Source organism: Halorubrum sp. PV6, from assembly GCF_003990725.2.
In the GTDB taxonomy this organism is placed as follows: Archaea; Halobacteriota; Halobacteria; order Halobacteriales; family Haloferacaceae; genus Halorubrum.
The window spans coordinates 564,045-588,678 of the sequence record NZ_CP030064.1 but is presented as its reverse complement, the minus strand read 5'-3'; the positions used below and the strand labels follow the sequence as shown (position 1 = coordinate 588,678).

At 69.7% G+C, this 24,634-nt stretch carries 27 protein-coding genes and 1 tRNA gene; 14 read left to right on the top strand and 14 right to left on the bottom strand.

Annotated features, from left to right (window positions below; translation table 11 throughout):
* The first annotated feature begins 228 nt into the window (after positions 1 to 228).
* Together DOS48_RS16660 and DOS48_RS16655 are read left to right on the top strand one after the other, a co-directional pair.
* Entirely contained in the window at positions 229 to 1,776 is a 1,548-nt protein-coding gene (locus DOS48_RS16660) for a (R)-citramalate synthase (RefSeq protein WP_210755396.1), read from the top strand.
* Positions 1,777 to 1,835: 59 nt separating this feature from the next.
* Complete coding sequence (locus tag DOS48_RS16655; protein ID WP_127116819.1) at positions 1,836 to 2,147, top strand: hypothetical protein; 312 nt, start codon at positions 1,836 to 1,838, stop codon at positions 2,145 to 2,147.
* An 84-nt stretch (positions 2,148 to 2,231) separates the two neighbouring features.
* Here DOS48_RS16655 and DOS48_RS16650 read toward each other — a convergent pair.
* A tRNA-Ser gene (locus tag DOS48_RS16650) sits at positions 2,232 to 2,316 on the bottom strand.
* A gap of 123 nt (positions 2,317 to 2,439) precedes the next feature.
* On the opposite strand from DOS48_RS16650, the gene DOS48_RS16645 reads away from it, so the two are divergent.
* Positions 2,440 to 3,402: a MoxR family ATPase gene (locus tag DOS48_RS16645; protein ID WP_127116818.1), complete on the top strand. Its 963-nt coding sequence runs from the start codon at positions 2,440 to 2,442 to the stop codon at positions 3,400 to 3,402.
* Between the two features lie 14 nt (positions 3,403 to 3,416).
* Here DOS48_RS16645 and pyrE read toward each other — a convergent pair whose 3' ends face one another.
* Positions 3,417 to 3,965, bottom strand: coding sequence for an orotate phosphoribosyltransferase (gene pyrE / locus DOS48_RS16640; protein WP_127116817.1), 549 nt, complete (start codon positions 3,963 to 3,965; stop codon positions 3,417 to 3,419).
* 159 nt (positions 3,966 to 4,124) lie between these two features.
* Between pyrE and DOS48_RS16635 the strand changes: the two genes are divergently transcribed.
* On the top strand, positions 4,125 to 4,760 hold the full coding sequence (locus tag DOS48_RS16635; RefSeq protein WP_127116816.1) for a plastocyanin/azurin family copper-binding protein: 636 nt from the start codon (positions 4,125 to 4,127) through the stop codon (positions 4,758 to 4,760).
* Positions 4,761 to 4,778: 18 nt separating this feature from the next.
* On the opposite strand, the gene DOS48_RS16630 is transcribed toward DOS48_RS16635, so the two are convergent.
* Entirely contained in the window at positions 4,779 to 5,828 is a 1,050-nt protein-coding gene (locus DOS48_RS16630; protein ID WP_127116815.1) for a glycosyltransferase, read from the bottom strand.
* Between the two features lie 135 nt (positions 5,829 to 5,963).
* Between DOS48_RS16630 and DOS48_RS16625 the strand changes: the two genes are divergently transcribed.
* Positions 5,964 to 7,817: a S9 family peptidase gene (locus DOS48_RS16625; protein WP_127116814.1), complete on the top strand. Its 1,854-nt coding sequence runs from the start codon at positions 5,964 to 5,966 to the stop codon at positions 7,815 to 7,817.
* Positions 7,818 to 7,873: 56 nt separating this feature from the next.
* On the top strand, positions 7,874 to 9,268 hold the full coding sequence (locus tag DOS48_RS16620) for a PAS domain-containing sensor histidine kinase (RefSeq protein ID WP_127116813.1): 1,395 nt from the start codon (positions 7,874 to 7,876) through the stop codon (positions 9,266 to 9,268).
* Between the two features lie 41 nt (positions 9,269 to 9,309).
* On the opposite strand, the gene DOS48_RS16615 is transcribed toward DOS48_RS16620, so the two are convergent.
* The 4 genes from DOS48_RS16615 to DOS48_RS16600 form a co-directional block, all read right to left on the bottom strand.
* Entirely contained in the window at positions 9,310 to 10,098 is a 789-nt protein-coding gene (locus DOS48_RS16615; protein ID WP_127118825.1) for an aldo/keto reductase, read from the bottom strand.
* Positions 10,099 to 10,204: 106 nt separating this feature from the next.
* Positions 10,205 to 12,730 (bottom strand): cation-translocating P-type ATPase, encoded by a 2,526-nt coding sequence (locus DOS48_RS16610; protein WP_127116812.1) that lies wholly within the window; start codon positions 12,728 to 12,730, stop codon positions 10,205 to 10,207.
* Between the two features lies 1 nt (position 12,731).
* The gene (locus DOS48_RS16605) at positions 12,732 to 13,568 is read right to left on the bottom strand and encodes a sulfite exporter TauE/SafE family protein (protein ID WP_127116811.1); all 837 of its coding nucleotides are present in this window, start codon (positions 13,566 to 13,568) and stop codon (positions 12,732 to 12,734) included.
* A gap of 134 nt (positions 13,569 to 13,702) precedes the next feature.
* Positions 13,703 to 14,128 carry a plastocyanin/azurin family copper-binding protein gene (locus DOS48_RS16600; RefSeq protein WP_127116810.1) on the bottom strand — a complete coding sequence of 142 codons (426 nt, stop codon included), beginning with the start codon at positions 14,126 to 14,128 and terminating at the stop codon, positions 13,703 to 13,705.
* A gap of 367 nt (positions 14,129 to 14,495) precedes the next feature.
* Here DOS48_RS16600 and DOS48_RS16595 point away from each other — a divergent pair, with 367 nt between their 5' ends.
* The 4 genes from DOS48_RS16595 (at position 14,496) to DOS48_RS16580 (ending at position 17,901) form a co-directional block, all read left to right on the top strand.
* On the top strand, positions 14,496 to 15,296 hold the full coding sequence (locus DOS48_RS16595; protein ID WP_127118824.1) for a bacteriorhodopsin: 801 nt from the start codon (positions 14,496 to 14,498) through the stop codon (positions 15,294 to 15,296).
* Positions 15,297 to 15,454: 158 nt separating this feature from the next.
* Positions 15,455 to 15,793 (top strand): peptidyl-tRNA hydrolase Pth2, encoded by a 339-nt coding sequence (pth2, locus tag DOS48_RS16590; protein ID WP_127116809.1) that lies wholly within the window; start codon positions 15,455 to 15,457, stop codon positions 15,791 to 15,793.
* Positions 15,794 to 17,242 carry a tRNA pseudouridine(13) synthase TruD gene (gene truD / locus DOS48_RS16585; RefSeq protein ID WP_127116808.1) on the top strand — a complete coding sequence of 483 codons (1,449 nt, stop codon included), beginning with the start codon at positions 15,794 to 15,796 and terminating at the stop codon, positions 17,240 to 17,242.
* Positions 17,243 to 17,346: 104 nt separating this feature from the next.
* Positions 17,347 to 17,901, top strand: a complete 555-nt coding sequence (locus DOS48_RS16580; RefSeq protein ID WP_127116807.1) for a GMP synthase subunit A — start codon at positions 17,347 to 17,349, stop codon at positions 17,899 to 17,901.
* Positions 17,902 to 17,987: 86 nt separating this feature from the next.
* Here DOS48_RS16580 and DOS48_RS16575 read toward each other — a convergent pair whose 3' ends face one another.
* From DOS48_RS16575 to DOS48_RS16555, 5 genes are all read right to left on the bottom strand, one after another.
* A complete protein-coding gene (locus tag DOS48_RS16575; protein WP_127116806.1) occupies positions 17,988 to 18,278 on the bottom strand; it encodes a DUF3194 domain-containing protein in 291 nt (96 codons plus the stop codon).
* A gap of 6 nt (positions 18,279 to 18,284) precedes the next feature.
* Positions 18,285 to 18,668 (bottom strand): prefoldin subunit beta, encoded by a 384-nt coding sequence (locus DOS48_RS16570; protein ID WP_127118823.1) that lies wholly within the window; start codon positions 18,666 to 18,668, stop codon positions 18,285 to 18,287.
* Between the two features lie 116 nt (positions 18,669 to 18,784).
* The gene (locus DOS48_RS16565; RefSeq protein ID WP_127116805.1) at positions 18,785 to 19,045 is read right to left on the bottom strand and encodes a KEOPS complex subunit Pcc1; all 261 of its coding nucleotides are present in this window, start codon (positions 19,043 to 19,045) and stop codon (positions 18,785 to 18,787) included.
* A 15-nt stretch (positions 19,046 to 19,060) separates the two neighbouring features.
* The gene (locus DOS48_RS16560; RefSeq protein ID WP_004049526.1) at positions 19,061 to 19,195 is read right to left on the bottom strand and encodes a DNA-directed RNA polymerase subunit P; all 135 of its coding nucleotides are present in this window, start codon (positions 19,193 to 19,195) and stop codon (positions 19,061 to 19,063) included.
* Between the two features lie 4 nt (positions 19,196 to 19,199).
* On the bottom strand, positions 19,200 to 19,466 hold the full coding sequence (locus DOS48_RS16555; RefSeq protein ID WP_008849122.1) for a hypothetical protein: 267 nt from the start codon (positions 19,464 to 19,466) through the stop codon (positions 19,200 to 19,202).
* 143 nt (positions 19,467 to 19,609) lie between these two features.
* Between DOS48_RS16555 and pyk the strand changes: the two genes are divergently transcribed.
* From pyk to DOS48_RS16535, 4 genes are all read left to right on the top strand, one after another.
* On the top strand, positions 19,610 to 21,367 hold the full coding sequence (pyk, locus tag DOS48_RS16550) for a pyruvate kinase (RefSeq protein ID WP_127116804.1): 1,758 nt from the start codon (positions 19,610 to 19,612) through the stop codon (positions 21,365 to 21,367).
* 51 nt (positions 21,368 to 21,418) lie between these two features.
* Complete coding sequence (locus DOS48_RS16545) at positions 21,419 to 21,679, top strand: hypothetical protein (protein WP_127116803.1); 261 nt, start codon at positions 21,419 to 21,421, stop codon at positions 21,677 to 21,679.
* Between the two features lie 84 nt (positions 21,680 to 21,763).
* A complete protein-coding gene (locus tag DOS48_RS16540) occupies positions 21,764 to 22,387 on the top strand; it encodes an NfeD family protein (protein WP_127116802.1) in 624 nt (207 codons plus the stop codon).
* A gap of 50 nt (positions 22,388 to 22,437) precedes the next feature.
* Complete coding sequence (locus DOS48_RS16535) at positions 22,438 to 22,908, top strand: Rieske 2Fe-2S domain-containing protein (RefSeq protein ID WP_127116801.1); 471 nt, start codon at positions 22,438 to 22,440, stop codon at positions 22,906 to 22,908.
* Positions 22,909 to 22,938: 30 nt separating this feature from the next.
* On the opposite strand, the gene DOS48_RS16530 is transcribed toward DOS48_RS16535, so the two are convergent.
* Positions 22,939 to 23,385 carry a DUF5788 family protein gene (locus DOS48_RS16530; RefSeq protein ID WP_127116800.1) on the bottom strand — a complete coding sequence of 149 codons (447 nt, stop codon included), beginning with the start codon at positions 23,383 to 23,385 and terminating at the stop codon, positions 22,939 to 22,941.
* Between the two features lie 66 nt (positions 23,386 to 23,451).
* Positions 23,452 to 24,516, bottom strand: coding sequence for a PAS domain-containing sensor histidine kinase (locus DOS48_RS16525; protein ID WP_127116799.1), 1,065 nt, complete (start codon positions 24,514 to 24,516; stop codon positions 23,452 to 23,454).
* Between the last annotated feature and the right edge of the window lie 118 nt (positions 24,517 to 24,634).

Sequence of the window (24,634 nt, the reverse complement as noted above, 5' to 3'; positions counted from 1 at the left end):
CACGGCGCGCCCGGCCTGCGTATTGCTGTCACGACCCGACGATTTTATCAGTGTGTGATACGTCGGCACGGATACGAATGACACGAGACGCTCGTGATCGTTCGGAGGATAGAGGAAGTCGCCTCACGGCGGCTGGCCGCGAAATTCTCCGACGATAACGACTCCGGGGCGCGGCCGCCCCGCGGCGGTACCGGTCCCGAACCTACTGACAAGCCGACGGACTCTCTTTTGACCCGAACACCACTCACCACACTCGACGAGGTACAGCTGTTAGACACCACGCTGCGCGACGGCGAACAGATGCCGGGCGTCTCGCTCACGCCGAGCGAGAAGGTCGACATCGCCCGCGAACTCGACGCCGCCGGGATGCACCTGATCGAGGCCGGCTCGGCGTGCACGTCCGAGGGCGAACGCGAGGCCATCCGCCGCGTGGCCGACGAGGGGCTCGACGCCACCGTGACGAGTTTCGCCCGCGGCGTGCAAGCCGACATCGACCACGCCCTCGACTGCGGGGTCGACGGCGTCAATCTGGTCGTGCCCGCCTCCGACAAGCACGTCGAGACGAAGGTCGGCTCGACCCGCGAGGCGGTCGTCGAGACGACCGTCGAACTCGTCGAGTACGCGAAAGACCACGGCCTCTGGGTCGAGGTGCTCGGGGAGGACGGCTCGCGCGCCGAACTCGACTACCTCGAACGGCTGCTGGGCGCCGGGCTCGACGCCGGCGCCGACCGGATCTGCTACTGCGATACCGTCGGCGCGGCCGATCCGGAGCGGACCGCCGAAGTCGTCTCGCGGCTCGCCGACCTGGGCCCGACGAGCCTCCACACCCACGACGACCTCGGGTTCGGCGTGGCGAACGTCCACGCCGGGCTGAAGGCCGGCGCCGACACGGTCCACGGGACCGTCATGGGCGTCGGCGAGCGCGCCGGCAACGTCGCCTTAGAGGAGGTGGCCATCGCGCTCAATCGCTCCTACGACATCGACACCGTCGATCTGGAACGGCTCTACCGGCTCTGCCGGACCGTGAGCGAGGCGACCGGCGTCGCGCTCCCGCCGAACAAGGCGGTCTGCGGCGCCAACGCCTTCGCGCACGAGTCGGGCATCCACACCGACGGCACGCTGAAAGACGGGACGATGTACGAGCCGTATCCGCCGGAGCGCGTGGGCCGCGAGCGACGGCTTGTCCTCGGGAAACACGCCGGGCGCGCGGGCGTCAAGGCGGCCCTCGCCGAGCACGACGTGGCGGTCGACGACGACGAGTTGAGCGAGGTCGTCCGCCGGGTGAAAGAGCTCGGCGACCGCGGGAAGCGCGTCACCGACGCCGACCTGCTCGCGATCACCGAAGACGTGCAGGGCCGCGAGCGCGACCGACACGTCGAACTCGTCGACCTCTCGGCCACCTCCGGCGGGAACCTCCCGACCGCGTCGGTCCGGCTCCGCATCGGCGACGACAAGCGCGTCGCCTCCGGCACGGGCGCCGGGCCCGTCGACGCCGGACTGGAAGCGGTCCGGGCCGCACTCGCGGACGACGCGGCGGGAGAGGGCGTCTCCTTCGAACTCGACTCGTACCACGTCGACGCGATCACGGGCGGGACCGACGCCGTCGTCACGGTCGAGGTCGACCTCTCGCGGGGCGACCGCTCCGTGAGCGTCTCCTCGACGGACGCGGACATCACGCGCGCCAGCGTCGTCGCGATGGTGGACGGGCTGGACCGCCTGCTGGCGGCGGAGGCAGACGCCACGGACGCGGACCCCGACGCGGTCGCGGACGACTGACGGGGACGCGCGTCTCACGTCTGACGGGGTTTTTAAGCGATGCCGCCCGAACGTGACCCGTGAGCGTCGTCGTCGCGGTGAAACCCTCTGCGCGCAAACGCAACGCGAAGGTGGGCCGGCTCGTCTTCGAGGACGGCTCCCGCCACGCGTTCGAGAGCCGCGCCGCCGCGGAGCGCTGGGCCGACGACCTGTCGGCGGGCGACGGCCACGTCTGGGTCGCGAGCGCGCACCCCCGAGACGACGACGAGGCCGACCTCTACCTGCTCTCGCGGGCGACCAACGCGAAACTGGAAGCCGCCTACGACAAGCGCCGCCGTCGGCTGCGCGGCGATTCCGGCTCCGAGCAGGAACTGCTCGGCGGGGAGCCGTAGGGGTCACCGCGAGTCCTTTTAAGTAGCGCCGTCGGAGAATTCGCGGCGAGACCGGTCGCTGGTCGGTAGAGTCGTCGAGAGAAGCGCCGAGGCGGAGATTTGAACTCCGGTGTCCGAATGGACAGTAGATTTCGAATCTACCGCCTTGGCCAGGCTAGGCTACCTCGGCTCACTTTCGGGTTGGCCGGTTCCGCTGTTATGCGTTTCGATCGTCCGCGACGATTCGTCGGCGGGCGGCCCGCGGACCCCGACCGCTGACAACGCTTTTTGCGGCGGATCGTGTGCACTCCGTATGAACGTCCCCGAAGCCGCGGCGGCCTGCTCGCGGGTCGTCGACGAGGTCGGCGGCGCGGTCGTCGCCGACCGCGAGTTCCTCGACCGCGTCACGCTGGGCATTCTCGCCCGCGGTCACGTCCTCTTGGAAGACGTCCCCGGCACCGGAAAGACCCTCTCTGCGCGCTCGTTCGCGGCCGCGCTGGGACTGGAGTTCTCGCGGGTCCAGTTCACGCCGGACCTCCTCCCCAGCGACGTGACCGGGACGAACGTGTTCGACGAGGGCGACGGCTCGTTCGTCTTCTCGCCCGGCCCGATATTCGCGAACGTCGTCCTCGCCGACGAGATCAACCGCGCCCCGCCGAAGACGCAGGCCGCCTTACTGGAGGCGATGGAGGAGGGACAGGTGACCGTCGACGGGGAGACCCACGACCTCCCCGACCCCTTCTACGTCATCGCGACGCAGAACCCGGTCGAAAGCGAGGGCGCGTTCCCGCTCCCAGAGCCCCAACTCGACCGGTTCACGATCAAGACTGCCATCGGCTACCCGGACGAGGCGGGCGAGGTCGAGCTGCTGCGCCGGCGCGCGGGCCGGGTCGCACAGGCGCCGACCGTCGACCGCGTGCTCGATGCGGACGCCGTCGCCGACCTCCGTGCGGTGCCGGAGTCGGTCCGCGTCGACGACGACCTGCTCTCGTACGCGGCCTCGGTCGCCCGCGCGACGCGGGAAGACCGCCGCGTCGAGGTCGGCGTCTCGCCGCGGGGGACCCAGCGGCTCTTCGAGACGGCGCGGGCCGCCGCGGTCGTCGCCGGCCGCGAGTTCGTCACGCCCGACGACGTGAAACGCGTCGCGGAGCCGGCGCTCGCGCATCGGCTCGTGTTGACGCCGGACGCCGCCGTCAACGACGCCGACAAGCGGGACGTGATCGCCGACGTCCTCGATCGGGTCGCGGTGCCGACCGTGGAGACGACCGAGGCGTAATCGCGGGAGAAAGGCTACTCCGCGTCTCGCTCCGCCAGCAGTTCCGTCGCCGTGAGCAGCGACTCCAGTTCGATATCGTGGTCGGCGAGGAGGTCGGCTGCGCCCTCCTCGCGGTCGACGACGACCAGGACGCGGTTCACCGTCGCGCCCGCCTCACGGAGCGCCTCGACCGCGTCGACGGCGGACTGGCCGGTCGTGGCGATGTCTTCTAAGACGATGACTTCCTCGCCCTCGTCGAGTCGCCCCTCGATGCGGTTGCCGGTGCCGTACTCCTTCGCCTGCTTGCGGGCGATGACGTACGGGCGGCCCATCTCGGCGGCCGTGACGGCCACGAGCGGGACCGCGCCGAGCGCGACGCCCGCGAGCGTCGCGTCGGTGTCGGCGAGTCGGTCGGCAAAGGCCGCGGCGATCAGCCGGAGCGCGTCCGGGTCGGTCTCGAAGAGGTACTTGTCGACGTAGTAGTCGCTCGTGCCGCCGTGTGAGAGCTCGAACTCCCCGTACTGGACCGCGTCGGCCGCTCGCAGCGCGGCGATGAGTTCGGCCCGCCCCTCGTCGTCTGTCATACTCGCACGGCGTGCGGCGGCGATTATAAACGGGTCGAAACGCGAGCGACCGCGACGATTGCGACCATCGCGGCGATTGCGACCATCGCGGCGGCGCGCGAGTCAAGGGCCCGCCCTCGGATCAACATATTCACTACAGGCCGTCACGAACCGGGGTGTATGAGCACGGACGACGTCTCTCGGCGCACGTTCATCCGGACCGCCGGCGGCGCGGCCGGCGTCGCGGGAGCGACGGCGGCGACGACGGGGACCGCGGCGGCACAGGAGGAACAGCCGGTCTGGCCGAGCGGGGCCAGCAGCGGGAACGTCGGGTCGTATCAGGACGCTCGCGGCGAGAGCGAGGTCACGGTGCAGGTCGGCGCCGGCGACCAGGGGCTCGCGTTCGACGCGACGCTGCTTTGGGTCGACCCCGGCACGACGATCACCTTCGAGTGGACGGGCGCCGGCGGCGCCCACAACGTTCAGACGGTCGAGGGCGGCGGCCCGGCCGCCCTCGACAGCGGCGACCCGGTCGGCGAGGAGGGCGCGACCTACGAGTACGAGACGAGCGAGGACGATGTTGGAATCACCCACTACCACTGTGTCCCCCACACCGCGGTCGGTATGCACGCCGGCCTCGCCGTCGGCGGCGACATCGAGACCGAATCGACGGGCGGTGGCGGCGGCTCCGACGCCGTGTTCGTCCCGCAGGGCGCCCGCGCGCTCAGCGTCGCGACGTTCGTCGCGATGGTGAGCACGCTGGGGCTCGCGTTCATCTTCATGAAGTACGGCGGCGACATCACCGACGAGGAGTAGTCGGCCGGCCGCCGCGCCTTACGATTCGTCTCGCAAGTCCCGATAGAGGTTCGTCACTCGGTCGAGCACCGCCTCGTGGTCGTAGTCGGCGAAGTCGCGCTCGACCGACTTCCGGTCGAGGTCGGCGACGGCGACGAACTCGTCGGCGAGTTCCGCCGGGCTCGTGACGAGTCGCCCGCGTCGACGCCCCTCCACGAGCTCGTGGGCGCTCGAATCCGCCTGATACTCGACGAGCGCCACGCAGCCGCACGCCAGCGCCCACAGCAGGTCCGTCGGGAACGTCTCCCACGTCGCCGTCGCGGCCACGACGTGTGTGCCTTTAAATAGTTCGACCCGCTCGCGCAGCGGCACGTCGCCGAGGAACGACACCCGGTCGGCGATCCGGAGGTCGCTCGCAGCCGCCTCGATCCGCGCGCGCTCGGGGCCGTCGCCGACGACGGCGGCGGTCCAGTCGCGGCCGCGGAGTTCCGCGAGGCCGAGCAGGAACGTCTCGACGTTGGCGTGGCGGTCCAGCCGGCGCGCGTACACGGCGTCGAACCGGTCGTCGACGCCGGCGCTCTCGACGAGGTCGAAGTCGATGCTCTCCGGGACCACTCGCACGTCGTCGCCGGCCGCGCCGTGTTCGCGCACCAGCGTCTTGGTCGTCCGGGAGGGGGCGGTGACGGCGTCGGCCCGGCGAGCGAGGAGCCCGTACCGCTGCCGAGAGTCCGCGGGGTGGTCGCGCCACCAGTCGACGACGACGGGCGTCCGCGAGAGCGTGCCCGCGACCGTGGCCGCGAGTCCCGGCGTCGGCGGGGTGTTGACCGCGTGGACCACGTCGGGGGCCACGCGCCGGAGCGCGAAGGGGAGGCGGGCGGAAAACGTCGCCGGCGACGGGTCGGCGGTCACCGAGCGGTACGCGATACCGTCCTCCTCGAAGGCGTCGTGGTCGCCGCCCCACCACCGAGCGCAGAGCCAGACCACGTCGTGGCCGCGCTCCGCGAGCCCCGCGGCGATCCGTCGCGTCCGCGACCGCGCCGGCGTGTCGCCGTGACCGGGAGCGAAAAGCGAGACGAACGCGACGCGCATACGCCGACCGGACGGCAGGGGTAACCAAAAAGACACGGCATCCGGACGGCGCGGGTCGACGGACGGCCCGTCCGGTGGCGCGTGTCCCACGTTGTCACCCGAAACGGTTTCCCACTACGCCGGGAATCGAAGCGCATGCACCGGTACGACATCGAGCGATACCTCAACGTACGGAACGCCGGCGGCGCGGACCTGGGTCCCGACGGTCGCCTCTCCTTCCTCCTGAACACGACCGGCACCGGACAGGTCTGGTCGCTGACCGAGCCGCTCGGATGGCCCGAACAGCACACCTTCTTCGACGAGTCGGTCTCCGCTATCGACTCCTCGCCGAAGCGCGCGGAGGCCGTCTTCGCGATGGACGAGGGGGGCAACGAGCGCGCTCAGCTGTACCTGCTCAACTACGAGTCGGGCGTGATAACCGACCTCACGGCGCGACCCGGCGCGAAACACCGCTGGGGCGGGTGGGACAGCGAGGGCGACCGCTTCGCGTTCGCCTCGAACCGCCGCGACGAGGCCGTCTTCGACGTGTACGTGCAGGCCCGCGACGCGACCGGCAACGACGCGGAACTGGTGTACGAGGGCGACGGCTGGCTCTCCGTGGCCGGCTGGTCGCCGAGCGACGACCGGCTGATCGTCCACGAGGCGCACTCGTCGTTCGACCACGACGTGTTCACCCTCGACATCGCCTCCGGCGACCTGACCCACCACACGCCCCACGAGGGCGACGTGCGGTACGGGAGCCCGGAGTGGGGGCCGGACGGCGACGCGCTCTACCTCGTCACCGACCGCGACAGCGACACGCTGCGCTTAGAGCGGCTCGACCTCGACACGGGCGAGTTCGCCGTCGTCGCCTCCGGAGCCGACGAGGACGCCGACGAGGACGCCCCCGAGACGCCCGGCGGCGACGACGGCTGGAACGTGGACGGCGTCGCGATCCACGAGGACTCCCGCCGCGTCGTCTACTCGCGTAACGTCGACGGCCGCACCGAGATAACCGTCGGCGAACTGGTCGAACCCGACCGAGTCGACCCGTACCCGGCGCCCGACCTCCCCGACGGCGTCGCCGGCGGCGTGAGCTTCGGCCCCGACGGGGACCGCTTCGCCATCACCGCGACCGGCAGCACCCACAACGCGAACGTCTACGTCGTCGAGACGACGACCGGCGAGACGACGCGCTGGACCGCCGCCTCGACCGCGGGTATCCCGCGGGACACCTTCGTCGAGCCCGAACTGGTCCACTACCCGACCTTCGACGACCGGAAGATCCCCGCCTTCTTCTCCGTCCCGGAGACTGAACCGCCGGCCGACGGCTACCCCGTCGTCGTCGACATCCACGGCGGCCCCGAGTCGCAGCGCCGGCCGTCGTTCGCCTCCGTCAAGCAGTACCTGCTGAACAACGGGTACGCCGTCTTCGAGCCGAACGTCCGCGGCTCGGCCGGGTACGGGAAGGCGTACGCCGCGCTCGACGACGTGGAAAAGCGGATGGACTCGGTCGCGGACGTCCGGGCCGGCGTCGAGTGGCTCCACGACCACCCCGAGGTCGACCCGGACCGCGTCGTCGCGATGGGCGGCTCCTACGGCGGGTTCATGGTGCTCGCGGCGCTGACGGAGTACCCCGAGCTGTGGGCCGCCGGCGTCGACATCGTCGGTATCGCGAACTTCGTGACGTTCTTAGAGAACACCGGCGAGTGGCGCCGCGAACTGCGGGAAGCCGAGTACGGCTCGCTCGACGCGGATCGTGAGTTCCTCGAATCCATCTCGCCGATCAACAACATCGAGGCCATCGAGTCGCCCCTCTTCGTCCTGCACGGCGCGAACGACCCGCGGGTTCCCGTCGGCGAGGCCGAACAGATCGTCGAGCAGGCGCGCGAGCAGGGCGTCCCCGTCCGGAAACTGATCTTCGACGACGAGGGACACGGCTTCTCGAAGCTGGAGAACCGCCTCGAAGCGTACCGCGGGGTCGTCGATTTCCTCGCCAAACACGTCTGAGACGGGACCGAGACGGGCGGGATCCTTATCCGTCGTCGCAAGGAAGGTGGAGGCCGATGGAACAGTCCGAGCAACTCGGACTCCTGCTCGATCGGACACAGGACAAGATCGCCCTCCTCGACGAACGGGGAACGTTCACCTACGTCAACGAGGCGGCCCGGCGGATCCTCGGCTTCGCCCCGGACGACCTCGTCGGCGAGTCGGCGTTCGCGTACGTCCATCCCGACGAGCGCGCGTTGGTCCGGCAGTCGTTCGCCCAGGCGATAGAGAGCGACGGCTTCGCCGAAGAGGTCGTCGAGTACCGCCACCGGAGCGCGGACGGGTCGTGGGTGTGGGTCGAAAGCCGCATGTCGAACCTCACCGACGCCGCGCTCGACGGCTTCGTCGTCAGCTCTCGGGACATCACCGACCGGGTCGAAGCCGAGCGGGACCGTGCCGAAAGCGAGTCGCACCGCAAGGAGGTCGCGGCCGTCTCCGGCGACGTCCTCTGGATGTTCAACGACGACTGGTCCGAGCTGTTGTTCGTAAACCCCGCCTACGAGGAGATATACGGGACCTCGCGTGAAGCCTTACAGGAGGATCCGACGGCCTTCTTCGAGTCGATCCACGACGCCGACGCGCCGAGAGTCAAGGAGGCGATGGACCTCCTCTCGGCGGGCACCGCCGTCGACATCGAGTACCGGGTGAGCCCGAGCGAGGGCGACCACAGCTGGGTCTGGGTGCAGGCCGAGCCGATCACGGTCGACGGCGAGGTGGTCCGCATCACGGGGTTCACGAGGGATGTCACGAACCGCCGCCGGCGCGAGCGCCAACTCGTCGTGATGGATAACCTCCTCCGGCACAACCTCCGGAACGATCTCAACGTGATCTTCGGGAAGACGGACATCCTCGAGTCCGAGGTGCCGGGCGCGGCCGAACACACCGCGGTGATCCGACGCGTGGGCGAGGCGCTCCTCGAGACCGCCGAAAAGGAGCGGGGAATCATCAAGCTCATCACCGAACAGCAGGACCGCGTGCGCATCGACCTCGAGCAGGTGGTCGGCGAGTGCGTGGCGGACATCCGGGACCGCTACCCGAACGCCACAGTCGAGGTGTCGGCCCTCGAATCGGTCACGGTCGAGGCCTGCACGGAGCTACAGCTCGCGGTCGTCGAACTGATCGAAAACGCGATCAAACACGCCGCCGACGGCGAGCCGAGCGTCCGCGTCGCGCTCCGAGCGACGCCGACCGAGGCCGTGGTCGTCGTCCGAGACGACCACGCGCCGATACCCTCGGCGGAGACGGACGTGCTCACGGGCGACCACGACATGAGCAGCGTCTACCACAGCACGGGGCTGGGGTTCTGGCTGGTGTACTGGTGTGTGGACATCTCCGGCGGGAGCATCGCGGTGTCGGCGGACCCCGACGACGGCAACGAGATCACGATTCGGCTGCCGAGAGTGTCAGACTGAGGCCCTGCCATTCCCTGTCGCGCGTCACGCAGGGAGACTCCTCAGTCCCAGTCCGGGCCGAAGTCCGGGTCGACTCGGCGGTCGGTCCGGTCGATGGCGTCGACCGCTTCGATGTCCTCCGCGTCGAGTTCGAGGCCGAGACTCGCCCAGTTGTCGGCGATGTGAGACTCGCTCGTCGCCTTCGGGATGGCGGTGACGCCCTTCTCGCGGAGCCACGCGAGGCTCACCTGCGCCGCGCTGGCGTCGTGTTTCTCGGCGATGTCGGTAATCTCGGGCGCGTCGAAAACGTGGCCGCGGGCGAGCGGCGAGTAGGCGACGAGTTCGATGTCGTTGGCGTCGGCGTACGCACGCAGGTCGTCCTGCTGGAGCATCGGGTGCATCTCGACCTGGTTCGCGAACGGCGTCTCGCCGAGCGCATCGGTCGCGGCGTCGAGGTGTTCGGGCTCGAAGTTCGAGACGCCGATGCGGTCGATCAGGCCGTCGTCGCGAAGCTCCGCGAACGCGGGCAGCGTCTCGGCGGGGTCGTACGCGCCGGCCGGCCAGTGGACGTACAGCAGGTCGACGTACTCGGTGCCGAGCTTTTCGAGGCTCTCGCGGGTCGACGCCGCCACGTCCTCGGGCGCGAGCTGGTCGATCCACACCTTCGTCGCGAGGAACACGTCGTCGCGGTCGACGTCGGCGTCGGCGATACCGTCGCCGACCGCGGCCTCGTTCCCGTAGATCTGTGCGGTGTCGACGTGGGTGTAGCCGGATTCGAGCGCGGTCGTCACCGACTCGGTACACTGCGCGGGGTCGTCGTTTTCCCACGTGCCGAGGCCGAGGACGGGCATTCCGTCGCGGGTCGGAACGTCGAAGGACTGCTGTCGCTGTGACATGGCCAGCAGTACTCGCGTGACGGGAAAGTCGCTTGCGGTCGCGGCGGGCCTGGGTGGCGACCTACTCCTCGCCGAGCAGCGGGCGCGAGGAGTTCGTCACGACGAGGAGGCTGGACGCCCCCATCGCGACCGCGGCGAACAGGGGGTTTAAGAATCCGGTCACCGCGAGCGGGATGGCGACGGCGTTGTAACAGAACGCCCAGCCGATGTTCCCCTTCACGCGCCGCCCCGCGGCCCGCGACAGGTCGAAGACGGTCGCCACGGAGTCGAGGTTGTCGTCGACGATGGCCACGTCGGCCGCGTCGGCCGCCATCGCGGTGCCGCCGCCGAGCGCGACGCCGAGGTCGGCCGCGGCGAGCGCCGGCGCGTCGTTGGTCCCGTCGCCGACCATCACCGTCCGGCCGCGCGTTTTTAAGCGCTCGACCGTCTCGGCTTTGCCCTCGGGGGGCACGCCCGCGAACACCGACGAGACCGCGTCGTGCTCGCGGAAGACCGTCGCCGCCCGCGCGTCGTCACCGGTGAGAACGACCACCTCGACGCCCGAATCGCCCAGCGCGGTCACCGTGTCGTCCCACCCTTCGCGAAGTTCGTCGCCGACCACGATGACCCCCTCCGCGGCGCCGTCGCGGCCGACCGCGACCGGGACGCGCCCCACTTCGCGGGCCGCCGCCACCTCCTCGCGGATCGCGTCGGAGACCGACCAGCCGCGCTCGTCGAACAGGTCCGGGTGGCCGACGACGACCGAGACACCGTCGACGACCCCGGAGACGCCCCGCGCGTGGCTCTCGAAGTCGGTGACTGCGAGGCCGTCGTTCGCGGGGGCCGCCGCCGTCTCCCCGCCGTCGGCGACCGCGGGGGACGCGCCCTCGGCGTCCGAAGCCGGGTCACCGGCGAGGCGCCCGTCGTCGGCGCGCGCCGCGGCGATGGCCTGCCCGACCGGGTGCGCCGAGCGCTCCTCGACGGCGGCGGCGAGCCGGAGCAGGTCGTCGTCGACATCGGCTGCGACCAGCTGCATCTCGCCGGTGGTGAGTGTCCCCGTCTTGTCGAAGACGACGGTGTCGGCGCCGCGGAGGCGCTCGAAGACGGTGTCGTCGAAGATGACGATGGAGCGTTCGAGCGCGTCGCGAATCCCGGCCGCCACCGCGAGTGGGGTCGCGAGCCCGAGCGCACACGGACAGGAGACGATGAGCACCGTGAGGCCGACGAGCATCGCCTCGGTCACGCCGTTGCCGAGCGCGAGGTTGGCGCCCGCCGCGAGGATCGCGAGCGCGAGGACGACCGGGACGAAGACGGTCGCGAGCCGGTCGGCGAGTTTTTGCACGCCGTGGTTCCCGCTCTGGAGGTCCCAGACGAGTTCGGCGACGCGGTCGAGACTGGAGGTGGCGTCCGGCCCGACCGCGACCGTGATCGACCCGTCAGCGACCACCGAGCCGCCGACGACGGCGTCGCCGGGGGTCTTCCGGACCGGCATCGACTCGCCGGTGATGACCGACTCGTCGACCGCGGCGTCGCCGGCGATCGCTTCACCGTCGACCGGGACCCGCTCGCCGGCGCGCACGAGCAGCCGGTCGCCGGGTTCGAGGGCGTCGAGCGGCACCTCCTCCGTCTCGCCGTCGCCGCCGTCGCTCACCAGCCGTCTGGCGCTGTCGACCTGTACCGCCGTGAGATCGGAGAGGAGTTCGGTCGCGCGCCGTTTGATCGAGTCCTCGTAGTGGTTGCCGACGGTGACGATCACGATGATCGCGACGGTCACGTCGTAGTAGATGGACGGCGACTCGACGAAAATCACGGCGAGCGTGCTGTACGCGTATGCGCTCAGCGCGGCGAGCGCGACGAGGAGGTCCATGTTCGGCGAGCGCGTCTTCGCGCTGACGTACGCGCCCCGGAGGATCGGCTTCCCGGTGACGAACAGGACGATGGTCGTCAACACGGCGATGACGATGAAGAAGTACGTCCCCGAGGTCGAGGCCATCGCCTGGTTGAGGTACTCCAAGGTGCGCTCGTTGTAGAAGGGGAACGCGAAGTACGTCGGATAAATGATGACGATGTACTGGAGCATGATCGCCATCCCGACGAGGACGCCGACCGCGAGCCGCGCCGTCGCCATGTTGTTCGCCTGACGGCGCGAGAAGGCGTCTGCGCGGTCGTACGCGCTGTAGCCGAGCCCGCTCACCGCCTCCGAGAGGTCGGCGGCGCTGACCGTCTCGGGGTCGTGGTCGATACGTACCGTATCCGTGACGTAGCTGGCGCTCGCGGCGCTGACCCCGTCGGTCTGCGTGGCGACCGTCTCGATGAACGCCTCGCAGGTCGCACAGTGCATCCCGTCGACCTCCAAGAACGTCGCCTCGTGGCCGGCGGGAACCGTCGCGGCGTCGTCCGGGTCGTCGTCGCCGTCCTGCCGACGCTCGCGGACCGCGTCGGCGTCGACGTCGACGTCGCCGAGCGTCTCGTACACGTCGCGACAGCCGGTACAGCAGAAGCGGTTGCCGTCGCCGTCGGTCACGTCGACGCCGGCGGTCGGTAACTCGCAGAGGGTACAGCCCGGCGCCTCGTCGGCGCTCCGCCCCGACGGCGTCGGTGCGCCCATCTCACATCCCCCCGTGGCCGGCGGCCGCGACGTCGAGCGGGTTCCAGAAGGGGAACATCGGGTGCGGCACGTGGATGCCGACCGCCATCAGCCCGTGGGCGAACAGGACGTAGCCCAGCGCCACGAAGGCGACCCCGAGCAGCCGGTGGACCCGCCGGCGGTGGACGGCGTCGATGCTCTCGATGACGGTTCCGTACAGGAAGACGGCGGGCATCGTCCCGATGCCGAGCGCGCCGAGCGCGACCGCGCCGCCGACGGCGGAGCCGCTGGCGAACGCGTAGAGGTACGCCGGGTAGAGGATCGGGCAGGGGAGCAGGCCGTGGACCGCGCCGAGGCCGACGATCCCCGGCCCGTTGGCGAGGCGGTCGACGTGGCCGGTGAGCCAGCCGGTGACCCGCTGGAGTCCGGGCAGGTGAACGCCGCCGGTCGCGCCGCCGAGCGCGTACCGGACCCCGATGAGGATGACGGCGGCGCCGACGCCCAGACCGACGACGCCCCGGACCGCCTCCGCCGCGCCCGTCAGCGTGGCGGTCGTCACGAGGACGGCGCCGCCGAGCGCGCCGAGCGCCGCGCCGATGGTCGCGTAACTCACCGCGCGGCCGAGGTTGAACAGCGCGTGCTGGCGGACCTCGTAGGTCGTGAGGTGGCTGTCGCGGCGAGCGGCCCCGGTCGCGTCGGTCGCCGTGCTCCCGCCGTCGGCGCGTTCGGTCCCCTCGCGCATCCGACCGGCGTACACCGTGACGAGCGGGCCGCACATCCCGATACAGTGGGCGCCGCCGAGCAGGCCGATGGCGAGGAACAGCAGGACGTCGGTCCCGAGGAGCGACGAGAGGGTCATCGAATCAATCACGCCCCGTTCGGCGCCCACGCACGAATGGGTTTCGTCGGGTCGCGCTGGACCGTCGGTCGGGTCGTTTCAGGCCCCCTCGCGACGACCCTCGCGACCGGCGAGAGAGACACGTCACGGGCGAGTCACTCCTCCACGACGACGGTGCCGTACATATTGCCTTTCCTGTGCGGAATACAGACGTACTCGTAGACGCCGGGGACCGTGAACGTGTGTTCGAATCGGTCGCCGCTCTCCAAGATCCCGCCGAAGTCGGCGTTCCACGCCGCCTCCGCGGACGCGTAGTCGTCGAATCCGCCGGAGGCGAAGAACTCGGCGTCGGACGGGATCCCTCCTTCAGTCGCGGTGACCGTGTGCGCCCGAGCGCTCGTGTTCTCCCAGACGACGGTGTCGCCGACGGCGACCGTGATCTGCCGCGGGCGGTACCCGCTGGCGACCATGCCGACGTCGTGGTCCGGTTCGCCGCCGACGGCCGCACAGCCGGCGAGGCCGATGGCCGCCGCCGCGCTCCCGACGGCGCCGCCCTTCCGAAGGAACCGTCTCCGATGCATACCGTATCTGAGGGCCTGAGCGGTTTCAATATCGCGGTCGGCACCGTCGACTGAGAACGAGTCGCCGGCGGTCGGTCGGTGCGCGGCGAGGCCCCGCGACGGCGGCGCACGACACCGACAGGAGCCGTCGAACGCCGTGAGACGGCGCACGGACCGGACGAGAGCCGCGAGAAAAACCAACACGAATAGTCACTTATACGCAAAAATACGGCATAAATGAATGAGAATATCGGTAATAACGTGGATCTTCTAGAGAACCTTACTGGTAAGGTTAGTACGCTTAAGTTGTCGGACACGTACACCTAGGTGTTGTATGATTGAAACAGCAGCGGCTGGCCTGATCACGCAGGGAACCGTCCCGCTTGAAATGACCCAAACCGAGATATTCCAGTACATCCAGGCGGACTCACTGTTGAGCGCGTCGCTCTGGGTGAACATCGCCCTCGCGGGGCTGTCGATACTCCTCTTCGTCTATATGGGACGTAACATAGAGGACCCCCGCGCGCAGTTGATATTCGTCGCCACGCTGATGGTACCGCTGGTGTCGATTTCCAGCTACACCGGGCTCATCTCCGGAATCACCGTCGGCTTCCTCGAAATGCCGGCCGGTCACGCGTTGGCCGGGCAGGAAGTGTTCACGCCGTGGGGTCGGTATCTCACGTGGGCGCTGTCGACGCCGATGATCCTCATCGCGCTCGGTCTGCTGGCCGGGACGAACATGACCAAGCTCTTCACCGCGGTCACGGCCGACATCGGCATGTGTATCACGGGACTCGCGGCGGCGCTGACCACCTCCTCCTACATGCTTCGGTGGGTGTGGTACATCATCAGCTGTGCGTTCTTCGTGGTCGTCCTCTACATCCTGCTCGCTGAGTGGGCACAGGACGCCGAGATCGCCGGCACCGCCGAGATATTCAACACGCTGAAGATCCTCACGGTGGTCCTCTGGATCGGCTACCCGGTCTTCTGGGCGCTCGGCGCCGAGGGCTTCGCGGTGCTCGACGTCGCGATCACCTCGTGGGCGTACAGCGGGATGGACATCATCGCGAAGTACCTCTTCGCGTTCCTCCTCCTGCGGTGGGTCGTGGAGAACGAGCGCACGGTTGCGAAGATGGCGTCGGGGCTCGGTGCCGCCTCGGGCGGCGGCGCGGCGCCGGCCGACGACTGAGGACGCGCGAACCCGACCGTCGACGGGAGCCGATCGGCCGCGGTCGATAACGCGGTCGCGGCCCGCCGTCGGGGATTTTTATGCGTCTCGACACCCGCTAGCCGCCGGCACGGGAGCCGAGAGACAAGCGCTAAACCCGCGGCGGCGGTGAACCCTCTATGAAGCAAGCGATCGTCGCGCGGACGGACATCGGCATGGGCGAGGGGAAACTCGCCGCGCAGGTCGCACACGCGTCGCTGTCGGCGTACCAGGACGCGGGTCGGCGGGCGCGCAAGAAGTGGCAGGGCGAGGGCCAAAAGAAGGTGGTTTTAAAAGGCGACTCCGAGAGCCAGCTGTTCGCGCTGGCCGACAAAGCCGAGACGGAGGGGATCCCGTACGCGATCGTTCGCGACGCCGGCCACACCCAACTGGAGCCGGGCACGGTGACGGCGCTCGCGGTCGGTCCCGCCCGCGACGACACCGTCGACCGCGTGACCGGCGACCTCTCGCTGTATTAAATGGCGCCGTCAGACACGCTCCGAGAGGCGCACCCGACCGAGCGCGCGGCGGGCATCGACTACTACGTCAGCGACGCCGACGGCATCGGCGGCCGGCTCCGCGAGACCCCCGAGGACTTCCGCGTCCGCGAACTGGAGGCGTTCGATCCGGAGCCGCTCGGGGCGGACACGGGGAGTTACCCCGAACTCGTCGTCCGCGTCACGCTCCGCGACTGGGACACGAACGACTTCGCGCGACGGATCTCCGACGCGCTCGGAATCAGCCGCGAGCGCGTCTCGTGGGCGGGGACGAAGGACAAACGCGCCGTCACCACCCAGCTGTTCACCCTCCGCGAGGTCGACCCGGGCGACCTGCCCGCGATCCGCGGCGCCGACATCGAGCCGCTTGGGCGGGCCGGCCGGCGCCTCTCGTTCGGCGACCTCGCCGGCAACGCCTTCGACATCCGAGTCACCGACGCGGTCGACGAGGCGCCGGAGCGCGTCGCCGACGTGGTGAGCGACCTGCGGGCGTTCGGCGGCGACGCCGGCGGGGCGGAGGACGGCGCGGCCGTCGGCGTCCCCAACTACTTCGGCCAGCAGCGGTTCGGGAGTCGCCGCCCCGTCACGCACCGCGTCGGGCTCGCGGTCGTCCGCGAGGACTTCCGCGAGGCGGTGCGGCTGTACGCCGGAAACCCCTCGGAGACCGAACCGGACGACACGCGGGCCGCCCGCGCTCGCGTCGACGACGCGTTCGGGGTCGCCGGAGGCGACGCGGGGGACGACGCAGGCCCCGCCGACGGCACCGGCGACGGCGACTGGGCGGCCTGCCTCGACGCGATTCCGGGCAAGCTCCGCTTCGAGCGGTCGATGGTCCACCGGCTCGCCGACCGCGGCGTCTCCCCGGACGCGCCGCCGGACCACGACGACTGGCGGCACGCGCTGGAGGCCGTCCCCTCGAACCTCCAGCGGCTGTTCGTCAACGCCGCGCAGTCGTCGCTTTTCAACCGAATGCTGAGCGAGCGGCTCCGCCGCGGCCTCCCGTTCGACCGGCCGGTCGCCGGCGACGTGGTCTGTTTCGCCGACGGCGACGCCTCGGAGGAGCTGTACGCCCCGGACACGGACCGCCTCCAACGGGTCGACGCTGACCGCGTCAGCGTCGTCACCCGGCACTGCGAGCGCGGCCGGGCGTTCGTCACCGCGCCCCTGATCGGGACCGAGACCGAACTCGGCGACGGCGAACCCGGCGCCATCGAGCGCGAGGTGCTCGACGAGGCGGGCGTCGAACCCGGCGACTTCGCGCTCCCCGGCGAGTTCGACTCGACTGGGACGCGGCGAGCGATACTCCTCCGGACCGATCTGGACGTGACGGTCGACGACGGCGACCCCCGGTTCGCGTTCGCGCTCCCGAGCGGCTCGTACGCGACGGTGCTCCTCCGGGAGTTCACCAAGTGCGGCCCGCTCGACCTCTGATCGATCCGCGTTCGTGCGTACTTGTCGCGTTTCGGCGGGCAAAACCACCACGATACTGCGCTCCATTCCGAGCCGTTTTTGTGCGAGAGTCGTCAATCGGCGCCATGACACGGATCGTCGTTATCGACCTCCACGGTCAGTTCACCCACCTCGAACGGCGGGCGCTCCGCGACGTGGGCGTCGACACGGAAATCGTCTCGGCGGACACGGACCCCGAAGCCCTCGACGCCGACGGGATCGTTCTCTCGGGCGGCCCCGACATGGACCGCGTCGGCAACGCGCCCGCGTACCTCGATCTGGACGTCCCCGTCCTCGGGATCTGTCTCGGGATGCAGCTGATCGCGGTCGAGCGCGGCGGCGCGGTCGGCGGCGGCGACTACGGGGGCTACGCCGACGTCGACGTGGAGATCGTCGACGACGAGGACCCGCTCGTCGGCTCGCTGGCGCCCGAGACGCGCGTCTGGGCCTCCCACGCCGACGAGGTGACCGAGGTCCCCGAGGGGTTCGTCCGAACCGCGACCTCCGACGTGTGCGACGTGGAGGCGATGGCGAACACCGACGAGAACCTGTACGGCGTCCAGTGGCATCCGGAGGTCGCCCACACCGAACGCGGCGAGGAAGTGTTCGAGAACTTCGTCGCGATCTGCGAGTCGGCGTAAGAGCTCCTGCGAGCCGGTACACTCGAATCTGCTTTTCGTGCTACTCGTACTGGGGTAATCGAGACCGCAAAAGCCGGCGCGACGCCTTACGCGCCGAACAGTTCGTCGACAGCCTCGCCCGCGGTCTCGGCCGCCTCGCGGGCGACCGCGTCGGGGTCGGGGTCGTCGGGGGCGTTCAGATAGACGTCGACGTCGAGGACGCCGTCGTCGAACGTGACCGTCACGTCCAGGTCGGTCACCGCCGACTGGTCGTAGTTGGCGAAGACGACGCCTTCGGCCGCCTCGGCGGCGGTCCGGACGACCTCCTCGTCCGACGGTTCGTCGCCGGCGGCTTCGGAAGTCACGTCACGCGATTCGTCGCTCAGTTCGTCGGCCATCGACGCTTACGCGCCGCCCGCGCCCGGACCGCCCGGACCCATCGGGCCGCCGCCGGCGCCGCCCTGGAGCATCTGCTGCAGCTCGCCCTGCAGGTCATCGAACTGCTCTTGGACGCGCTCCTCCTGCTTTTCGAGCTGCTCGGCGCGCACTTCGAGGGAGTCGACCTTGTTCTCGAGGTCGTCGTAGGCGGACTCGTAGTCCGTCTCGACGAGCACTTCGCCGATCTCGCGGTACATTCCGGCGTCCTCGTCGACGTCTTCGAGGGCGTCGAGCGCCGTCTTGGACTCGTTGAGCGCGGACTGGGCCTGCTCTTTCTGCTCGGCGACCTGCTGTGCGGTCTCCTGCAGCTCCTGCAGCTCCTCGATCTTCTCCTGTGCCTCGGGCGGCATGTTCCCTTGCATAGGCGTCACGAAGCGACCCGGACGGAAAAACCCCCGACTTCTCCGACGACGAGCGATTCTGACGATTTGGACACAGACAACGCCGCAATCGGCTGTTTAGCCGACTAGGGACGGTGGCCAACGCCGACTCGCTCGGCCACCTCGACGAGTCGCGACCAGCTGTTGATCCCGGCGCGGAGCGCGACGAGGTCGTCGGCAACGACGCGGACGCGGACCGCGTCGCCGTCGCGGGAGACGGTCGCGCCGGAGCGGGCGTCGTCTATCTCGCCGACCTCGGGGTCGAGGGCGTCGCCGACGAGGCGAGCGTGTCGCTCCGAGGCGTACTGAAAGGAAAGAACCGTCTCGTGTGTCCGGTCGGCCGTCACGGTCGGAGCGCGACGTTACTCGACGTTGACTTCCTTCACGTCGCCGCCGCGCTCTTTTAAGAGGACGCGGTGGCCGCAGTACGGGCAGCGCACGCCGCCGTACTCGTCGAGGGTGACGTCGCGTTTACAGCGGGAGCACTTGTAACTCATCGCCTTACTCCTCGTCGGCGAGTGCGGCGCGGATGGAGCGGCGGACGGTGCGACCGCCGGGCGTCTCGGGGCGGTACGCGCCGCCGGTGAACGTCTCGCCGGTCTCTTCGTTGACCCAGATGCCGGTGCCAACGCGTTTCACGTCGTCGCCGTCGACGGTGGCGTTCTGCATCTCCTCTTCGATGTCCTGGACTCGCTTGCGGGAGACCCGGCCGTAGCGGGCGCCGAATCGGCCCGCGCTGCCGGTGCTTCGTGCCTTGTCCTCAGCCATAGTGAGTCCGTCTACCGCCAGCGCGGGTAAAAAGGCTACGAGTCGAGGTGGTCGCCGAGGCGCGCCGCAGGACCATCACGAACGTTCACTCAGTGGCGACTCAACCGTGTGGCTTTTTCCGGTGCTGCGCCGAATCCGGCGATATGCGAAACGCCAAGATCGTCTGTACGATCGGTCCCGCCTCGGACGGCCGGGACACGATCCGCGAGCTCGCGAACGCGGGGATGTCCGTCGTCCGGTTGAACGCCAGTCACGGCACGACGGCCCACCGCGAGGAGGTCATCGAGGACGCCCGCGCCGTCGACGACGAGATCGACGACCCGCTCGCGGTGATGGTCGACCTGAAGGGCCCGGAGGTCCGGACCGCCGAGCTCGACGACCCAATCACGCTGCCGACCGACTCGGAAGTGACCTTCGTCGAGGGCGACGACGCGACGCCGGAGCGCGTCGGGCTCACTCACTCGATCGCGGCCGCCGGACCGGGCGACACGGTCCTCCTCGACGACGGCCGGATCGAGTGTCGCGTCGAGCGGGTCGACGGCGAGTCGGTCGTCGCCACCGTCGTCTCCGGCGGCGAACTCAGCTCGCGAAAGGGGGTCAACCTGCCGGGCGTCGCCATCGACGTCGACCTCATCATCCCGGCTGACGAGGCGGAACTCGACCTCGCGGCGCGGGCGAACGCCGACTTCGTCGCGGCCTCGTTCGTGCGCGACGCCGCCGACGTCTACCAGATCGCGGACGCGCTGGAGGCCCGCGACGCCGAGGACATCCCGATCATCGCGAAGATAGAGCGCGCGGGCGCCGTCGAGAACCTCGAAGGGATCGTCGACGCCGCCGACGGCGTGATGGTCGCGCGCGGCGACCTCGGCGTGGAGTGCCCGCTCGAAGACGTGCCGGTGATCCAAAAGCGGATCATCCGCACGTGCGTCAACGAGGGCGTACCCGTCATCACGGCGACGGAGATGCTCGACTCGATGATCTCGTCGCGCCGGCCGACGCGCGCAGAGGCGTCCGACGTGGCGAACGCCGTCCTCGACGGGACGGACGCGGTGATGCTGTCCGGCGAGACGGCCATCGGCGAGGACCCGGTCAACGTCGTCGAGACGATGGACCGGATCGTCAGGGAAGTCGAGTCGAGCGACGAGTACGCGGAGACCCGCGAACAGCGCGTGCCGACCGCCGCGGAGGGGTCGCGAACCGAGGCGCTGGCCCGGTCCGCGCGCTACCTCGCGCGCGACATCGGCGCCTCGACGGTCGTCGCCGTCTCCGAGTCCGGGTTCACCGCCCGCAAGACGGCGATGTTCCGGCCCGGAGTCCCCGTGGTCGCGACGACGCCGAACGACCGCGTTCGGCGACAACTGGCGCTCTCGTGGGGAGTTCGACCCGTGATAACGGAGTACGCGCACGACATGGAGACGGTCCTCGACAACGCGGTCGACGCCGCGCTCGGGACCGGGGGCGCCGCCTCCGGGGACACCCTCGTGGTCCTCTCCGGAATGTTGACGGAGTTCGAGGGGACGAACACGACGAACACGCTCAAGGTCCACGTCGCCGCGGAGACGCTGGTGACCGGGAAGGCGGCGGTCGCGGGCCACGTCGCCGCGCCGGTGTACCACACCGACACGGGCGATCTGACCGAGATTCCGGACGGCTCCATCGTCGCGCTCGGCCCCAACTTCGAGGGCGAGTTCACCGGCGACCTCGACGCGGTGGTCGGGATCATCGACGCGCGCGAGGGGATGACGGGGTATCCGGCCGTCGTCGCCCGCGAACTCGGCGTGCCGATGGTGTCGGGCGCCCGGCTCCCGGAGCGCGTGAGCGACGGGAGCGTGGTGACGGTCGACGGCGAGCGCGGCATCGTCTACGACGGCGACGTGATCGCGGCGGCCCGCGAGCGGTAAGCCGTCTCGCCACCCGCCAGTCATATACAACCGCGCCGCGTATTCGGCGATATGAGCAGCGACGACGACCGCGGCGAGACCGGTCGTGACGACGTTCGGAGTCGGGCGAACGAGGTCGAGGCCGACGACGACACCGACGACGAGCGTCAGTGGCGGTTCGCCGTCGACGAGGTCGGGCCGGGCGGCGTCACCGAGAACACCCACACGCCGGAGAGCGAGCCGATAGAGCCGGGGGCGATAGACGCCGAACACGCCGTCTTCGTGGCGCTCGGCGTCGCGCTCACCGTCGGCGTGTTCCTCCTCGGCTTCTAGTCGACCGGTTCCTCCGTGCGCTGATCGCTCGGCGCGGCGCCGTTCCGCACAACCACTTATACCGACGCAGCCGTACCTCCGAGCATGAACGCGCTCGCGCAGTCCGGGCTCCTCTCGCCGGACACGCTCCCCCTGCTTCTGTTGACGGCCGGGCTGTTGCTCTCGATGGCGGAGGCGCTCGCGCCGGGTGCGAACTTCATCGTGGTCGGCATCGCGCTGATCGGAGCGGGGCTCGGCGGCCTCCTGCTGTCGACGCTCATCGCTGGTGCCGGGCTGATCGTGGCGATGGCGCTCCTGACGCTCGTCATCGGCGCGGCGGCGTTCTACGGCTACCACGAGTTCGACCTGTACGGCGGGAAGGGCCAACAACAGACGAGCGACAGCGACGCCTTAAAAGGGAAGACCGGGACCGTCACCGAGGCCGTGACTACCGCCGGCGGCGAGGTGAAACTCGCCGGCGGCGGGTTCAACCCCTACTACTCGGCGCGCTCGATAGAGGGGACCATCGAGGAGGGCGAGGAGGTGATGGTCGTCGACCCCGGCGGCGGCAACGTCGTCACCGTGGAGTCGATGGGGTACGTCGAAGACGACATCGACAAGGAACTCGCCGCGGACCGGGCGCGGAAAGACGCACAGCGTGCGGCGGACGAGACGACAGAAGAGACAGCCGGCACCGTCGAGCGAGAGACCGAAACCGAACGCGGGTAACCACGACTACTTATAAAAAGCTTCAAACGCGCTGCGGGCCACAACTGCGTATGGACGCGGACCGCAGAATCGCCGCGGTCGAGGAGGTTCCGGAGGACAGCACGCTGCTCGTGACGCTGCGGCCGGTCGACGCGGACGACGTCGACGAGGGCGAAGGCGACGTTGGCGAAGCCGAGGACGGCACCCCGGAGGCGGAGGCGATTCTCACGCGGGCGGCCGGCGAGGTGCGCGCGTTCCGCAACTACTGTCAGCACTGGACCGACGTGCGCCTCGACAAGGACGACGGGGCGTTCGTCCGGAACGGCGAGGTGTTCTGTCAGAAGCACGGCGCCACCTTCGAGGCCGACGGCGGCTACTGCAACTTCGGTCCGTGCGAGGGCGCCGTGTTGGAGGGCGTCGACGTCGCCGTCGACGGCGACGACGTGTACCTCGCGGACGACGCCTACGAGTTCGTCCGGCGCGGCCACGCGAACCGCGACGGCGACAGCGGCGACTCGCGGATCGATTTTACCGGGAACTGAGACCGAGACCTGACGGCTCGTCGGTCCTACTTAAAAGCGCGTGCGTCCGCTCGCCCCGCCGGCGTCGTCGCGGCCGAGCGCCTTTTTTAAGAAGCTCATCCAGCGCTTGCGGTCGGCGGCCTCCTGTCGCTTCGCTTCGGTCTCGGGGTCGGCCGCGTCGAGCCCCTCTAACGCCTCAAGCGCGCGGTCGATCCCGATTATTGACGCCGCGAGCGCCTCGCCCTCCTCGTAGCTCACCTCGTTCTCTTCGATGGGTTCGAGCCGCGCTAAGCGCTCTCGGCGGAGGTTTCGTTTCGCCTGTTCGACGCGGTCGCGCTCGCCGGGCGGAATCGTGTCGCGCCGCTTGATCTCGAAGACGAACGACCGGAGGTCGATCGACTCCCCCTGGACCTCGATCTCCTCGGGGATGTCCGCGCCCACGGTCGCGGCCTCGCGGTTCACCCGTTCGAGGAGCCCCTTCCGTTCGTACTTCTTCACGCCCGATCGATGGGCCCGTTCGCACTTTGCTCCTTCGGCGCGAGCGCGTCCGTGGCGGATCGCGCGCTACGACCCGGACGAGGGCGGGTCCCCCGGCCGCCGCTGCGGCGGGAGGTAGAACCGAACGCGGTTCCCCCGCGGTTCGCGCCGCTCGAAGGTCAGCTCCCCGCCGAGCGACTCGATACACCACTGCATCACGAACAGGCCGACGCCGGTGCCGTGACGCGTGGTCGTCAGCTCGGAGACGGTGTCGAGCGCGTCGACCTCGACCTGCGGGATGTACGGGTTCGTGTCGGAGACGCGGATCTCGACGCGACCGGTGTTCGGAGACGGGCCGACCGTCACCTCGACCGTGGGGTCGGACTCGTCGGCGTGACAGACGGCGTTTTCGAGCGCGTGACGGAGCGCGTGGTCGAACGCGGCGTCGACGCGTATCCACATCGGCCGCCGCTCTTCGAGGAGGAACGTGGCGTCGGGGTAGGAGGCTTCGAGAACGGCGATAACGTCTCGAACGGCGTCGGCCGCCGGCCGGGGCGGCCGGTGCGTTTCGGACTGTGCGGCGGCCTGCTGGATCTCCTTGACCGAGGTCGCGATGGTGCCGAGGTCCAGGGCGGTCGCGCGCGCCTTCTTTCCTGCCTCGCGGAGGCCGTCGCGGTCGGTCTCGCGCATGACCGCTTCGGCGTAGCCGACGAGCTTGTTCGCCTCGTTGCGGAGGTTGTGCCGGAGCACGCGCCAGAACAGCGTCTCCCGCCGGCTCGCCGCGTAGTGGTCGGTGATGTCGCGGACCTCGGCGAGGACGTGCGCGTCCCGCCCGCCGTCCCACGCCGAGAGCGACACGCGGACCCAGGTTAGCTCGCCGTCCGCGCGCTTGATGCGCCACGGGAACTGCTGTGGGTCCCCGCCCGCCGCGTCGCGGAGCCGCTCGGCGAAGTCCGCCTCCGAGAACCGATACGTGTTGGCGGTGTACCGACCCGGCGACAGCGTTCGGAGCTCCTCCGCCGCGTAGCCGAACAGCGACTCGAACCGGCCGTTCGTTCGCTCGATCCTCGCGTCCTCGGCGTCGTACATCGCGATCGCCAGAGAGAGCGCGTCGTACTCCGGCGGGAAGGGAGTGTGTTGTTCCGCAGCCATACGTGTGCCACTCGCGAGGGACCGGACATGGCTCTTGGTAAGAGCCCTATATACCGCTCTATCTTCTCGGGAGGCGCCGGGCGATCGAAGAGAGGGGTTATGACCGTCGCGACGCAAC

Coding starts and splice junctions, on each gene's coding strand:
- DOS48_RS16645 (WP_127116818.1), top strand. CDS start 2,440: ATGAACGTCCCCGAAGCCGCGGCGGCCTGCTCGCGGGTCGTCGACGAG.
- pyrE (WP_127116817.1), bottom strand. CDS start 3,965: ATGACAGACGACGAGGGGCGGGCCGAACTCATCGCCGCGCTGCGAGCG.
- DOS48_RS16635 (WP_127116816.1), top strand. CDS start 4,125: ATGAGCACGGACGACGTCTCTCGGCGCACGTTCATCCGGACCGCCGGC.
- DOS48_RS16630 (WP_127116815.1), bottom strand. CDS start 5,828: ATGCGCGTCGCGTTCGTCTCGCTTTTCGCTCCCGGTCACGGCGACACG.
- DOS48_RS16625 (WP_127116814.1), top strand. CDS start 5,964: ATGCACCGGTACGACATCGAGCGATACCTCAACGTACGGAACGCCGGC.
- DOS48_RS16620 (WP_127116813.1), top strand. CDS start 7,874: ATGGAACAGTCCGAGCAACTCGGACTCCTGCTCGATCGGACACAGGAC.
- DOS48_RS16615 (WP_127118825.1), bottom strand. CDS start 10,098: ATGCCCGTCCTCGGCCTCGGCACGTGGGAAAACGACGACCCCGCGCAG.
- DOS48_RS16610 (WP_127116812.1), bottom strand. CDS start 12,730: ATGGGCGCACCGACGCCGTCGGGGCGGAGCGCCGACGAGGCGCCGGGC.
- DOS48_RS16605 (WP_127116811.1), bottom strand. CDS start 13,568: ATGACCCTCTCGTCGCTCCTCGGGACCGACGTCCTGCTGTTCCTCGCC.
- DOS48_RS16600 (WP_127116810.1), bottom strand. CDS start 14,128: ATGCATCGGAGACGGTTCCTTCGGAAGGGCGGCGCCGTCGGGAGCGCG.
- DOS48_RS16595 (WP_127118824.1), top strand. CDS start 14,496: ATGACCCAAACCGAGATATTCCAGTACATCCAGGCGGACTCACTGTTG.
- pth2 (WP_127116809.1), top strand. CDS start 15,455: ATGAAGCAAGCGATCGTCGCGCGGACGGACATCGGCATGGGCGAGGGG.
- truD (WP_127116808.1), top strand. CDS start 15,794: ATGGCGCCGTCAGACACGCTCCGAGAGGCGCACCCGACCGAGCGCGCG.
- DOS48_RS16580 (WP_127116807.1), top strand. CDS start 17,347: ATGACACGGATCGTCGTTATCGACCTCCACGGTCAGTTCACCCACCTC.
- DOS48_RS16575 (WP_127116806.1), bottom strand. CDS start 18,278: ATGGCCGACGAACTGAGCGACGAATCGCGTGACGTGACTTCCGAAGCC.
- DOS48_RS16570 (WP_127118823.1), bottom strand. CDS start 18,668: ATGCCGCCCGAGGCACAGGAGAAGATCGAGGAGCTGCAGGAGCTGCAG.
- DOS48_RS16560 (WP_004049526.1), bottom strand. CDS start 19,195: ATGAGTTACAAGTGCTCCCGCTGTAAACGCGACGTCACCCTCGACGAG.
- DOS48_RS16555 (WP_008849122.1), bottom strand. CDS start 19,466: ATGGCTGAGGACAAGGCACGAAGCACCGGCAGCGCGGGCCGATTCGGC.
- pyk (WP_127116804.1), top strand. CDS start 19,610: ATGCGAAACGCCAAGATCGTCTGTACGATCGGTCCCGCCTCGGACGGC.
- DOS48_RS16545 (WP_127116803.1), top strand. CDS start 21,419: ATGAGCAGCGACGACGACCGCGGCGAGACCGGTCGTGACGACGTTCGG.
- DOS48_RS16540 (WP_127116802.1), top strand. CDS start 21,764: ATGAACGCGCTCGCGCAGTCCGGGCTCCTCTCGCCGGACACGCTCCCC.
- DOS48_RS16535 (WP_127116801.1), top strand. CDS start 22,438: ATGGACGCGGACCGCAGAATCGCCGCGGTCGAGGAGGTTCCGGAGGAC.
- DOS48_RS16525 (WP_127116799.1), bottom strand. CDS start 24,516: ATGGCTGCGGAACAACACACTCCCTTCCCGCCGGAGTACGACGCGCTC.